Source organism: Parasphingorhabdus sp., from assembly GCF_039982395.1.
Classification (GTDB): domain Bacteria; phylum Pseudomonadota; class Alphaproteobacteria; order Sphingomonadales; family Sphingomonadaceae; genus Parasphingorhabdus.
In genome coordinates this window covers 276,527-289,643 of sequence record NZ_JBDWYO010000003.1, presented here as the reverse complement: position 1 = coordinate 289,643, position 13,117 = coordinate 276,527, and the positions used below count along the sequence as shown (strand labels likewise).

Sequence of the window (13,117 nt, the reverse complement as noted above, 5' to 3'; positions counted from 1 at the left end):
GTGAAGCCTATCACTAGCGGGCGTGATGCTCTGTGCCGACTAGCCAATATGAGCAACCGACGGCAGCCAGCACCATTGCACCGCTGCGCGCAGCATGCATGGATGTCCGGAAATTTTGGCAATCTGCGTAACTTTCTGGAATAAGGGTCTCATTCAGGGAGACAGTCATGCGTTCTAGCCGGCTTTTTATACTCTTTATATTGGCGGTCCTCTTTGGAACACTGCCTATGGCGCATGCGTCCACCGCAGATATTCAGACTTTTGTGGAGCGGGAAGCAAAAGCCGCCTCTGTGCCTGGCGTTGCATATGCGTTGATCGACGGCGACCAAGTCCACACTGGTCATTTCGGGCAGACCAAGGATGACGGCGGACGGTCCGTTTCGGAACAAACGGCTTTCGCAATCGGCTCGATTTCCAAATCTTTCACCGCTTTTGCCATCATGCAATTGCGGGAGAAGGGCCTGCTAGAGCTGGATATGCCGGTGTCGACATATTTGCCCGAGCTGGAAAAAGCCGCCGTGGGCGCGATGACCGTTCGCCAATTGCTGAGCCACACGTCCGGATTGTCGATTGTGCAAGGCAATAGCAACCAGACCGACGTCACCACCGACAGAGATGCGCTCAAACGCCGCGTGGTTTATCTTGCGACAATTACCCCTGCACGGGCACCCGGCGAAGTCTGGGACTATTCCAACGCAAATTATCAGCTGCTTTCCCGGGTCGTAGAAGTGCTGAGCGCAACAGAATTCGGTGACTATGTCGAGTCTCAAATCCTGAAGCCGCTGGGCATGAATGACAGCCGGATGATCGACTGGGAACATGGCCCCGATGATGCAGCCCCCCACCGGCCGTGGTTCTGGACCAAGGTGCAATTTGATGGTCGGGGGACAGGGCGCGGTTCCTTGGGGCAGGGTGGTGTGATGGCCAGCGCCCGAGACATGGCGACCTATCTGAATATGATGATGAACGGAGAGAATGATATTCTCACCGCCGATTCCAAGGCGGAGATGATGCAGCCAGCCAGCTCTATATCGCCGAGCTACGGTCTGGGATGGTTTATCGCGCCCGAGCGCGGGCTTGTTTTTCACAGCGGAGCAAATCCCGGCTTCGAAGCCTTTGCATCCATGCGTCCGGATCAAAAAAAGGGGTTCATCATCTTGGCCAACGGAGGCTCTGGTTTTGGCTTTGGGGAAACCGGATATCTCCGGCGCGGAGCAGCCGTGCTCGCGCTGGGTGGGCAGGACGAGAGGCGACCCGGTTGGATGATGAAAGCTGCTTTTCTGCTGATAGTGGCGCTACCGCTGTTCTGCTTGCTCGGCGCCTGGCGATCATGGAAGCGCAGAGCGTCAATCAAAGCAAAAGGTCGCGGCATCGCCCACAGCCGAATTTGGATGCCGCTGTTGGCCGCCGTTGGGTTCGCCTATGTCCTGTTGATCTTCTTGCCCGGATCCTTTGGTGTGAACATCCAAACCGCTACATTCTTTCAGCCGGATTTGGGCCTATTGTTGATCCTGTCGGCCATTGGTATCGCAATATGGGCTGCTATCCATTCCCTCGTCGCGCTATATTCCAGGGCCTAGGCCATTGACATATACATAGCGGCGGCCAGCCCAAATCCGCGGGGGTCGCCCAATAGTCCGGTTTCCATTTTGTTCATGACATAAGAGAAACACAGGTGCGCATCCTGATCAACGATCACGGATGATCCGCCATAGCCGCCCCAATAGCAGGTGTTGGTGTTGGGGCTGATCGGTGTGGCCGGACTGTTGAGGCCATAGCCCATGCCGAACGTCACGGGCACACCCAAGACCATATCTGTGCCTTCACTCTGTTTTTCAAAAATCGTTTTGGTGCCTTCTTCGGAGAGGATGGTCTTGCCAAAGGCCTGGCCGCCATTGGCCATGGCGGTTTGCGCGCGGACGATGCTGCGGGCGTTGCCTTGGCCATTGGCCGCCGGGATTTCTGCGGCGCGCCAGGCCCTCTCTCTGGGCAGGGTGGCATCGACGCCAGGATTGGAGAAAGTCCGGCCGGCTATAGATTCAGGATTTGGCGTTGGACCAGATTTTGGCGGGACAAGATTGCCGATACGCGCATCCAAAGCCTCGTCAGCGCCAATGTGAAAATCGGCACCGGTCGGTTCCGCGATTTCTTGGCGGAAGAAATTGCCGATAGATTGGCCGGTCACCCGGCGCACGATTTCACCGATGAGATGGCCTTGGGTCAGCGCGTGATAGCCGGACTGGGTTCCCGGTTCCCACCAGGGGGCTTGCTTTGCCAGGGCGGCGGTCATCCACTCCCAGTCATAGAGCGCATCGCCTTCAACCTTCTCGTCCATGCCTGAAAGACCGGCTGTATGGCTCAGAAAATGCCGAACTTCGACAAGATCCTTTCCATTTTGGGCAAATTCCGGCCAATATTTGCTAGCCGGTGCATGAAGATCTACCGCGCCGCGATCTGCGAGCATGAGCAGCGACATAGCCGCCATCGTCTTGGTGCTCGACCATACGTTCACCAGCGTATCTTCCTGCCACGGAAGGGTCCGCTTCTCATCCAGATGACCGCCCCAAAGATCGACAACAAATTCACCATTCAAGGTGATCGCGACCGAAGCGCCTAAATCGTCATGCTCGCTGAAATTTCTCTCAAAGGCTGCTTTGACCGCTGCAAAGCGGGGATCACATTGTCCGTGAATTGGGGTCGCCATATGTCACTCCATCTTGGTTTTAACCAAGTGATTAACAGCTTGTGGTGGTTAGTCCAATATCTTTTGCGCACGGTTTTCGGGCTACCGTGGTGAGACTTTGCATAATATTTCAACGAATTTTCAATCACTTGGGTAGTTTTCGTAAAATGGCTATTGCAAAGATCATATAAAGATATATCTTAGAGTCATCTTAGATATAAAGATAAACATAAAGAAAGACTATAATATGAAACATGGAATGAAATTTGGATCAGGAGGCCCCGGTGGATCCGGGCGCGGTTCTGGACGAGGCCGCGGCCGCCGCGGAATGACAGGCGAGAAATTCGCTCGGGCCTTCGCACAAGCCGCTTTTGAAGGCGGCAAAGGCAAGAAGCGCGCACGGATGTTCCGGCGCGGCGAACTGAAACTGGTGCTGTTGCATCTGATCGCGGAAGAACCGCGGCATGGCTATGATCTGATCCGTCAGATCGAAGAGCTGACCGGTGGCCATTATGCGCCCAGTCCGGGGATCGTCTATCCGACGCTCACCCTGATGGCGGAAATGGACCAGATCGACGAAGCGGTCGATGATGATGGCAAGAAAGTCTATTCCATCACCGACGCGGGCTCTGCTCAACTAACCGAGGAAGCAACGCATATTGCGGAAATCCTGGACCGTTTGGATGGCGTGTCGAAAATGGGACAGGCGAGCGATGGTGCGTCCGTCCGCCGCGCGGTTCACAACCTCAAAAGCGCGATCGGTATTCGTTTGGCGGATGAGGAAAAGGGGTCGGACAAGATTTTGGAAGTCACGGCGATCATCGACGAAGCCGCAAGCAAGATTGAACGTTTGAAATAGAACCGATCTAACTTGCTTCAAACACCAGTTTGATATCCGGATCGGTCATCACCTCCTGCGCCTGTGCAAACGGAACGTGGGTGGTGATGACATCTTGAGGCCGGAGATGACCGTCACAGGCGCATTGCAGCACTTTCTCGATTTCGGCCCGTGCGTGCACGCGGCTGATTTCATATGTAATGCCCTTCATATACATCGATGCGAGAGGAATATTGTCCATCGTCCGGCCTGGAGCGGATATGCCCGTACAACGACCGCAAGCTGCCGTGGAACGCAGGGCATAGATAAGCCCTTCTGGTATATTCGAAGCGTCTACAACGATGGGAAACTGGCCATCCGTTGGCATATCGCGTGCATAGCGGCGCTCCAATATTTCTGCGCCCAAGGCTTTTGCTTGCTTCAGCCTTCCGTTGTCGAAGTCGCTATAAAAGACACGCCCCGCTCCAAGCGCTACGGCTGCTTGCACGGCAAATAGGCCAACGCTTTGCGCCAAGCCTCCAACAATCAAAACATCCTCACCCGGACGTTGTCGGAGGGGCTCGGCAACCGTGCGATAGCCGTCACTGGCATTGTCTGAAATGGCAGCCGCGACAGGCAGCGATAGACGTTCTGGTATTTTGACAAGCATCGCATTGGCGAACGGGACGTTGATATAATCACTCAGCCCACCGCCCCATTCTACTCCGGAGCTTTGTGCAAGCCCATAAGCGGAGAATGGTGCCACGTTGGTGCAGCCATTGGTAAATCCGGCTCTGCAGTTTTTGCAAGTGCCGCAGTTGATCTGAAAGGGCACAATGACCTTGTCCCCTGGCTTGCAGCAAGTAACTTCATCACCAATTTCGACGACCACGCCGGCAATTTCATGGCCGAAAGCAAAGGGACCATCCTTCATGGGGATTGTGCCATTTGCGATGTAGAGATCAAGATCGCATCGTGTGACCGCCAAAGGCTTCACGATGGCTTGGCCGCCATTTTCGATTCTGGGTGCGGATACTTCGTGCCATTCCAATGTGCCGGGGCGTATAAAATTCAATTGCTGCATGCTGTTGTCAATCATCAATGGCTCCTAGATGTAGTTCATTAGTGAAGTATATTCCAGAAGACAAATTCAAGCAAGGGCGATAACAGACGGTCTATGTCCGCATCCAAACTCAGACTATATTGGCGCCTGCAACTGGCCGCCCATTTTCTGCAGAAACAGGCTGATCGTGATTTGCTCAAGGATGCTGACATCACAACGGCCCAATTTGGCGTTTTGTCAGCGATCAGCAATGGCGAGAATGTAACGCAAAAAGACATTGCAAACGTGTTGGGGCTCAATCAATCAGCGATTACTGCGATGGTTAGGCGGCTTATGAATTTGAGCTATGTTGAGCGGCAGGACAGTCAGACTGACGGCAGATCCAAGACGCTGACGCTGACCAGTGATGGTCAAAACGTGATCAAAAATACACGCTCACCATTCCGCAAAATCAACAAACGCATCGAGTCCAGTTTGAGCGAGGCAGAAATCGCCAATCTTGCCGACTATCTAGAACGGCTCACCAAAACCTTTCGCTGAAGGATATGATGGTCTACCGCTAAGCTTCCAGGACCATCTGCACATTGCAGCGCGCATAAGGCGTTGGCCACAATTCGTCCGCAGCCAAATGCCGGAAACCGCTTTTCTCATAGAGGCGGATTGCGGCTTTCAGGTCTCCATTGGTTTCCAGCCAGATGGAATCGACTCCCATCGACCGGGCTTCTGCGATAAGCGCCTCTAAAACTGCGCGCCCAATACCTTGGCCACGGACATCTTTCCGTGCCGCCATTTTGACGATTTCCAACCATTTGCGCCCGTCACCTGGATCAATATGCGGTGGCAATATGGCACCGGTTCCGACAACGACATCATCAAGCAGGGCAACGACAATCTGTCCGCCTTTGCCCAGTATAGATGCTTCCAACCCTTCCAGTTGTTCGCGGTCGCTATGCTCCATGGTGAAATATTCCTCGATCCAAGCGCGGTTGAGGTCGATGAAAGATTGGCGATCTTCGGGGCGATAATGGCGGGTGGTGACGGCCATTAGAAAATCCCGAACAGGATAACTGCCATGATGGTTCCCACCACCGGTATCACAACGGTCAACGCGCCGACCGCACCATATGCATCTTTATGGGTTTCTCCGCACACAGCGCGAATAGTGGTCACGACATAGCCGTTGTGCGGCAGGCTATCGAGCGCACCGGAAGAAATGGCGACCACACGGTGCAACTCGTCAGGTTGCGCGCCGACATCCATATAATGGGGTGCGATCAAGGGCAGGGCGATCGTCTGTCCGCCGGAAGCAGAGCCGGTAAGGCCTGCGATAACCGTAACCGCGATGGCGGCCCCGATTAGCGGACTACCGGGAATATTTTGCACGATGATCAGGGCTTCCTGAAAAGCCGGGGATAGTTTTGCGACAGAGCCAAAGCCGACAACCGCGCAGGTGTTGGTGATCGCGACAACCGCGCTGGTTGCGCCGCGCGAAAAGGCTTCGGGCATCGATTTCAGCTTTTGATAGCCGACGATCAGAGCGACCACCGCGCCAGACCCCAATGCTGCGACCAAGGCCCATTTATCGAGCGACTTTTTTGGCAGGATCGCTGATAGCGGTCCCATATCCTGGGGATATTGGAAGATCAGAAAGATGCTCAGAACGGCGGCAAGCGGCAGAATGCAAAGCAATGGTGCTGGCAAATTGCTATAGTCGGTATTGTCGTCATCGCTTTCGCGACCGACAAAATGTTCACCCTTGGCAACGGCGCGCTTGACCATATGGTTGAGCCAGAAATGGCCGGTCACAGCCATGAACAATGCAACGACCAAACTGACCTCCCATCCAGCATAAGCGGTGGTTCCCAGAAACTCCATTGGGATCAGATTCTGGATTTCCGGACTACCGGCGCTGGTCATGGTGAAGGTCACCGATCCGAAGGCCAGCGCCCCAGGGATGAATCGCCTTGGCAGATCTGCTTCACGAAACAGGTGGACCGCTAGCGAATAGACGCTGAACGATACGATGAACACGCTGACACCGCCATAGGTGAGTATCGCACAGGCAGCGACCACGGCCAGAACCGCATGTTTGATCCCGATTTTCTCGATCACCCAATGGGCGACGCTGGCGGCAGCGCCGCTGGCACCCATAATTTCGCCAAAAATCGCGCCCAGCAAGAACATGAAGAACCAGCTTTTGAAGAAGCTGACGAATCCGTCCATATAGGCCGTGGCAAAATCCGGAGCGCCTTCAACGGCCAGAGGCGGGAGCCATGCTATGCCGCTGGTTAACGCGACAATCGCGGCAGCCACAGGACCTGCAATCAGAATATTCACCCCGCGAACGGTCATCCAGATAAGCAGAGCAAGTCCGCCAATAAGTCCGATTGCAGATAGCATGAAAGTCCCCCAAACTTGACCTCTGCCTCATGGCAGAGGTCAAGCCGGAGGTGCAACTGATAAAAGCATCATCCCAGCCGATGCTGGGGTGAGTTTTTTAGATCACTTGCGCTCTATTTTCATCACGGTGCTTTTTCAGATATTTCATGAATGGCGTACCGCCGGTGCCAACCTCGGTATCATTGCCTGTACCGTTCATGGCCTGCTTGTTGATATAGCTGGCCGCATATTCAAGATGCCTGGTGCGGAATCGTGCAACCTGTTCGACACTGGCATTAAAGGCTTCTCTGAGCGCCGGATCGCCGCTGGCAATCGCAAATTCGCGCAGTTTGCTCTGTTCCCGCAAATCCTCGATGAAGCGACGATGCTGGACCGGGCGATAGGCGTGCAGCTCGTCCAGATAGGCGCGCAGCGGGTCATTTTCGTGGCTCACCTGGAACAACGCATCCATGCTTGGCACGATCGAGCTTTGTGATCCTGTCTGGCCGCGAAATACCTGTCCTTTACCTTCATATTTATCGACACCCTCGTAAATCAGGCCATCGGGAAGCGCCGGATTATTAGCCCAGCCATGGATATAGGGGCGCACCCGCTGATAATAGATATAGGGATCACAGAGGTCCGGCATCCGGTCAAAAATGGCGTTTACCGCATCCCAATGTCCGTCCATTTCTTCCAGCAATCTGGTAGCTTTGGCCACGTCCTCTGTCTTGGCTGCTTCAACGAGATCGCAAGCAAGGTCGAGAAGTGGTCCGGCCGCGGCTTCGATGGCAACATGGATCAGGACAAACCAATTCTCATCGGCACCGCCCAGAAAATTCTGAACCATATAGACATTGTCGAGGTCGATTGGGGCATTGCGATCCAGCCGAGCCCAATTGTCGAGCACATAGCCGCTATAAGGAAGCAGCGGTGCCTGATCGAGGCGATCGGCGAGCGCGACCATTGGGCGTGCGAGATTGGCGGGCAGGGTAGTGGGTGCGTCGCTTTCACCCCAGACATAGGCTTGCACGAGGAAGGAATAGCGTACCATGGCTATGCGAACCTGTTCTTCCGGGGCGTTGGCCGCCCAATCCACAAGATCGAGCGCCGGCAATTGTTCTAACCAGTGTCGCACCCGGCCGGTGGTCATCAGGCCGGAAAGATTCTCTGCTGCCTGCAGAACAGGAGCAAAAAGATCGGGAAGGTCAATATCGACAATTTCGAAACACGAAAGAAATCCGCGAGACGCGGACATATCATAATCTAACAATTTCATAGAGTCACCACTTGGGCAAGCGCGGGTTGGGCCGCTTGCACAACAGCATGATGGTATCAAATGAAATCAAGTGGAGCAAACCCAAATTTGTTTTCCCTTCAAGAATCCGAAAAACCAGCGCCGTGAAGCATTCTCGCTGATCGAAAAATGTCAGCCGTACAAATGAAGGGAGACTTTAATGCGGTCGATCATAGCCCAATTAGTGCCAGAAACTCCAATGTGAATCGCAGTTTCACTGGCCTCGCAACGTTGCTTGAGCTAACGCGCGCGCATGACAAGTGTCGCTTTTAGTCTGCGAGAGCAATACCCATGGCGGCATGAACTGCGCGCCACCCTCTCGCTTGCCTGGCCGCTGATTCTATCGAACCTGACTATGGCGCTCATTGGCGCGACCGATGTGTTGATGCTTGGTTGGTTGGGGGCACGTGAACTTGCTGCGGCCACTCTGGGGTTCAATCTGGCGATGAGCGGTGCGATTTTCTGCATGGGGCTGATCACGGCATCGGCGCCTATGATGGCAACGGAAATTGGCCGGATGCCGCATAGCGTGCGCGATGTGCGTCGGACCTTTCGTCAGGCGATGTGGGCCGCCATAGCGGTTGTTTTGCCTTTGTGGATACTTCTCTGGAACACCGAAAATATCCTGCTGACATTTGGTCAACAGGCGGACCTCGCGGAGATAGCGGGAACCTATGTTGGCGCCTATATGTGGTCGATCTTGCCGTTCTTGTTCTTCCTTATATTGCGAAACTTCATCTCTGCATTGGAGCAGACAGTGTGGGCGCTGATCATCAGTGTCATTGGCGTCCTTTCCAATGGATTTTTCAACTATGCCCTGATTTTCGGCAAGTTCGGTGTCCCGGAATTTGGTGTTGTCGGTGCGGGAATAGGCAGTGTGATGACCAATGGATTGATGTTCGCCGGGATGGCGATCGTCGTGATGCGTCACAAGCGCTTTCGTCGCTATCATCTATTTGGGCGTTTTTGGCGTAGCGACTGGCCGCGGTTTCGGGCGCTTTGGAAGCTGGGCCTGCCGATTGCGATCACCATGGGCCTTGAGGGCTCCGTTTTCGGTTTCGCGGCTTTGCTCATGGGATTGATCAGCACCGCTTCTGTTGCGGCCCATGCCATTGCGCTGCAACTCGCTTCTCTGACATTCATGGTCCCAATGGGTTTGGGCCAAGCGGCAACGGTGCGTGTGGGCATTCAATATGGCCGCAAAGATCACGCAGGAATCAAACGTGCTGGCTGGGTCAGCTTCCTTCTCGGTACATCCTTCATGGCCGCCATGGCCCTTGTGTTCGTTCTTGCCCCCAATGTGCTGATCTCGATATTCATCGACGCCGGAGCCCCTGGCAATGCCGAGGTTGCTGCGCTGGCGGTTGGTTTTCTCGCCATAGCAGCCATCTTCCAGATCGTTGACGGCGCTCAGGTGGTCGGTGCCGGCATGTTGCGGGGTCTTCACGACACCACTGTGCCGATGCTCTTTGCGTTGATGGGATATTGGTTCATTGGCATTGGTCTGGGTGCCAGTCTCGCATTCTGGCAAGGCTGGGAAGGTCTGGGAATTTGGGCCGGGCTAGCCGGCGGATTGGGCGTCGTCGCAGTGTTGATGCTGGCCCGTTGGATGTTGCGCGATAAAATAGGGCTTCTGCCATAATCAAAGACAGTTGCGGACGGCCACTATTCCATCACAGCAGGCAAGTTCACTGAATTCCCGATCAGGGCAATTGCGTATGGTGGCAAATTTTTTGTATGGCGAGAGGGATGGCGGGACGCAGGGCTTCTTGATCATCTCGCCCGCCGTTTGATTGCGGGCTAGAAGGGTAGCAGGTCTTCATAGACTTCCATGCTATAACCATTTTTCAAGTCAGCGCCGATTGTCATCAGGAAATAGTGGCTGACTATTTCGGCCTGCTGTTCGATTCCAAAGGCGGCAAATGGCTTTCCTGGCAACAATTCATAATCATAGCGAGAGAAGGGATGGCGGGCCAAAGGCAGGAATATGCCTTGCTGATGCTGCCACACATGCACCATCTCATGAATGAACAGCGCTTGCACTTTGAACGATGACGCACAGAAATCATCGCAGAATAGATTGCTATTCGGGTGAAACCAGAGATTACCATCAGGTGCCATCGTCACCCGCTTCGGTTGAAACAACCACCATTTGCGCTTGAAGACGGTTACCTGATCATAGTCGATTGCATGTCCGAAAATGGATAGGCAAAGCGCAATTTCTGCAGAGGTTAGCGCACGGCTGGTCACCGGAATGCCTTACTATTCGGCAACGGGTGCAGCTTCGCCGGCTTTCCTGACCGCTGCATTAATTTCAATGCGGTCGTTGTTGGAATAGATCAGGGTCATGGTCAGCAACCCCCGTTGTTTTGAATATTCGCCGACACCCCAAATCATCAAATGTTTTCCGCCGGGTTCCAGTTTCACTGTTTCTCCGGCTGGAACTGGAATCGATTTGAGTTTTTCCATGCTGGCCATGCCGTCTTTCTCGACCGTTTCATGCATTTCCATCCGCATGACGTCGTCGGATGTGACGCCTACCAAAGTCACGTCAAGACGGCCGCCGTGCAGTTCCATATAGCCAGCCGAAGGGTTGCCATCGACAGGAGATAGGTTGACCACTGCCTTGTCTGCGAAGAGCACGTCACCCTGACCGCAAGAGGCCAGCATTAGGGGAGCAGCTAGCATGATCGAGATCTTGTTCATTGTGATACCTCATTAAACCGACGGAATTCTATTCAGTAACGGTTGTTTTGTGTTGATTTTTCAAATGTAGGATGTCCGATGCCTTGTGCCAAGAAAAATGCCACCTATATCGCATTGCGAAGCCGTAGCGGTGCCATTTAACAAGGGCCGGGCGGCAATTTTGCTAATGTTAGAAAATTGATTGAGGGATTTATGGGTAAAGTTATCGGAATTGATCTGGGTACAACCAACAGCTGTGTTGCGGTTATGGACGGCGGCAAGCCAAAGGTTATTGAAAATGCAGAAGGCGCGCGGACGACACCGTCTGTTGTTGCGTTCACCAAGGACGGCGAGCGCCTGATTGGTCAGCCAGCCAAACGGCAAGCGGTCACCAATCCGGAAAGCACGATTTTTGCGGTGAAACGTCTGATCGGTCGCCGGTTCGATGATCCGATGACGAAAAAAGATATGGAACTTGTTCCTTATGAAATCGTCAAGGGTTCTAACGGGGACGCTTGGGTAAAAGCAGGCGGCGAAGATTACAGCCCATCACAGATTTCTGCCTATACTTTGCAGAAGATGAAAGAGACGGCAGAAGCCTATCTCGGTGAAACTGTAACCCAGGCTGTGATCACCACACCGGCCTATTTCAACGATGCCCAGCGTCAGGCAACCAAGGATGCGGGCAAGATTGCCGGTCTTGAAGTGTTGCGTATCATCAACGAGCCAACCGCTGCGGCGCTGGCTTATGGCCTCGACAAGAACGACGGCAAGACCATTGCTGTCTATGACCTTGGCGGCGGTACATTTGATATTTCCATCCTCGAAATTGGTGATGGCGTGTTCGAAGTGAAATCGACCAACGGCGATACGTTCCTGGGCGGAGAAGATTTTGATGCCAAGCTTGTCGAATTTCTCGCGGCAGACTTCAAGAAAGCGGAAAACATTGACCTGACCAAGGACAAGCTTGCTCTGCAGCGTCTGAAGGAAGCAGCGGAAAAAGCGAAGATCGAGCTTTCCAGTGCGCAGACGACCGAAATCAACTTGCCATTCATTACCGCGGATCAGAATGGACCGAAGCATCTGGTCAAAGCGATCAGCCGTTCCGACCTAGAAAAACTGGTTGGTGATCTTGTGAAGCGCACCCTCGATCCTTGTAAGAAAGCGATCAAGGATGCTGGTCTTGAAGCGAAAGACATTGACGATGTCGTGATGGTTGGCGGCATGACCCGTATGCCGCTCGTTCGCGAAACCGTTGAAAAATTCTTCGGCAAAGAACCGCATACCGGCGTGAACCCCGATGAAGTTGTGGCCATGGGTGCTGCCATTCAGGCTGGCGTTCTGCAGGGCGATGTTAAAGACGTTCTGTTGCTCGACGTGACACCATTGTCGCTGGGCATCGAAACGCTTGGCGGCGTGTTTACACGCATGATCGACCGCAACACCACGATCCCGACAAAGAAAAGCCAAGTCTACTCGACCGCTGATGATAATCAGGGCGCTGTGACGATCCGGGTCTTCCAGGGTGAGCGGGAAATGGCTGCGGACAACAAAATGCTCGGCAATTTCGACCTCGTCGGTATTCCGCCAGCACCGCGCGGCGTGCCTCAGATTGATGTGACCTTTGATATTGATGCCAACGGCATCGTCAACGTGTCCGCCAAAGACAAAGGCACCGGCAAGGAGCAGCAGATTAAAATCCAGGCTTCTGGTGGTCTTAGCGATAACGACATCGATCAGATGGTTCAGGACGCAGAGAAATTTGCAGAAGAAGACAAGCAGCGGCGTGCCGAGGCGGAAGCCAAGAACAATGCGGAAAGCCTTGTCCATACCACTGAGAAGCAGCTTGAAGAGCATGGCGACAAGATTGATGCCGATCTGAAAGGCCAGATTGAAGAAGCCGTGAAGGAAACCAAGGAAGCCATCGAAGGTGGCGATCCCGAAGCGATGAAGACCAAGTCTGAAGCGCTGGCGCAGGTTTCCATGCAAATGGGTCAGAAGATCTATGAAGCGGAACAAGCGGCTGGTGGCGATGCTGCCGATGCAGCTGCAGCGGACGCGGCGGCAAAAGCCGACGATGATGTTGTTGACGCGGAGTTTTCGGAAGTCGACGACGCCGAAGATGACAAGAAAGACGATGCCAAGGCGGCTGAGTAAAGATTGGAGCGTCGCTTCTGTGCGAACCGGAACCGT

The 13,117-nt window shown here is 53.9% G+C and carries 12 protein-coding genes; 5 read left to right on the top strand and 7 right to left on the bottom strand.

Translation table 11 applies throughout. The features are described from left to right. Positions 1-227 precede the first annotated feature (227 nt). Positions 228-1,580, top strand: coding sequence for a serine hydrolase domain-containing protein (locus ABJV08_RS08020; protein ID WP_348040773.1), 1,353 nt, complete (start codon positions 228-230; stop codon positions 1,578-1,580). Here ABJV08_RS08020 and ABJV08_RS08015 read toward each other — a convergent pair. Beyond that, the gene (locus ABJV08_RS08015) at positions 1,577-2,704 is read right to left on the bottom strand and encodes a serine hydrolase domain-containing protein (protein ID WP_348040771.1); all 1,128 of its coding nucleotides are present in this window, start codon (positions 2,702-2,704) and stop codon (positions 1,577-1,579) included. The genes ABJV08_RS08020 and ABJV08_RS08015 overlap by 4 nt on opposite strands. Positions 2,705-2,930: 226 nt before the next feature. Here ABJV08_RS08015 and ABJV08_RS08010 point away from each other — a divergent pair, with 226 nt between their 5' ends. Further along, complete coding sequence (locus tag ABJV08_RS08010) at positions 2,931-3,542, top strand: PadR family transcriptional regulator (RefSeq protein WP_348040769.1); 612 nt, start codon at positions 2,931-2,933, stop codon at positions 3,540-3,542. Between the two features lie 7 nt (positions 3,543-3,549). On the opposite strand, the gene ABJV08_RS08005 is transcribed toward ABJV08_RS08010, so the two are convergent. Then, positions 3,550-4,599 carry an alcohol dehydrogenase catalytic domain-containing protein gene (locus ABJV08_RS08005; RefSeq protein WP_348040767.1) on the bottom strand — a complete coding sequence of 350 codons (1,050 nt, stop codon included), beginning with the start codon at positions 4,597-4,599 and terminating at the stop codon, positions 3,550-3,552. A 78-nt stretch (positions 4,600-4,677) separates the two neighbouring features. Here ABJV08_RS08005 and ABJV08_RS08000 point away from each other — a divergent pair, with 78 nt between their 5' ends. Beyond that, complete coding sequence (locus tag ABJV08_RS08000; RefSeq protein WP_348040765.1) at positions 4,678-5,103, top strand: MarR family winged helix-turn-helix transcriptional regulator; 426 nt, start codon at positions 4,678-4,680, stop codon at positions 5,101-5,103. A 19-nt stretch (positions 5,104-5,122) separates the two neighbouring features. Here ABJV08_RS08000 and ABJV08_RS07995 read toward each other — a convergent pair whose 3' ends face one another. From ABJV08_RS07995 to ABJV08_RS07985, 3 genes are all read right to left on the bottom strand, one after another. Beyond that, positions 5,123-5,608: a GNAT family N-acetyltransferase gene (locus ABJV08_RS07995; protein WP_348040763.1), complete on the bottom strand. Its 486-nt coding sequence runs from the start codon at positions 5,606-5,608 to the stop codon at positions 5,123-5,125. Beyond that, positions 5,608-6,963, bottom strand: a complete 1,356-nt coding sequence (locus ABJV08_RS07990) for a GntP family permease (protein ID WP_348040761.1) — start codon at positions 6,961-6,963, stop codon at positions 5,608-5,610. Before ABJV08_RS07990 ends, ABJV08_RS07995 begins: the two co-directional genes overlap by 1 nt. A 97-nt stretch (positions 6,964-7,060) precedes the next feature. Then, complete coding sequence (locus tag ABJV08_RS07985) at positions 7,061-8,221, bottom strand: indoleamine 2,3-dioxygenase (RefSeq protein WP_348040759.1); 1,161 nt, start codon at positions 8,219-8,221, stop codon at positions 7,061-7,063. Positions 8,222-8,492: 271 nt separating this feature from the next. On the opposite strand from ABJV08_RS07985, the gene ABJV08_RS07980 reads away from it, so the two are divergent. Further along, entirely contained in the window at positions 8,493-9,881 is a 1,389-nt protein-coding gene (locus ABJV08_RS07980) for an MATE family efflux transporter (protein WP_348040757.1), read from the top strand. Between the two features lie 158 nt (positions 9,882-10,039). Here the strand turns inward: ABJV08_RS07980 and ABJV08_RS07975 are convergent, their stop codons facing one another. Then, positions 10,040-10,489, bottom strand: a complete 450-nt coding sequence (locus tag ABJV08_RS07975; protein ID WP_348040755.1) for a vgr related protein — start codon at positions 10,487-10,489, stop codon at positions 10,040-10,042. Between the two features lie 12 nt (positions 10,490-10,501). Further along, positions 10,502-10,945: a copper chaperone PCu(A)C gene (locus ABJV08_RS07970; protein ID WP_348040753.1), complete on the bottom strand. Its 444-nt coding sequence runs from the start codon at positions 10,943-10,945 to the stop codon at positions 10,502-10,504. A gap of 192 nt (positions 10,946-11,137) precedes the next feature. Between ABJV08_RS07970 and dnaK the strand changes: the two genes are divergently transcribed. Beyond that, complete coding sequence (gene dnaK / locus ABJV08_RS07965; protein ID WP_348040751.1) at positions 11,138-13,081, top strand: molecular chaperone DnaK; 1,944 nt, start codon at positions 11,138-11,140, stop codon at positions 13,079-13,081. The last annotated feature ends 36 nt before the right edge of the window (positions 13,082-13,117 follow it).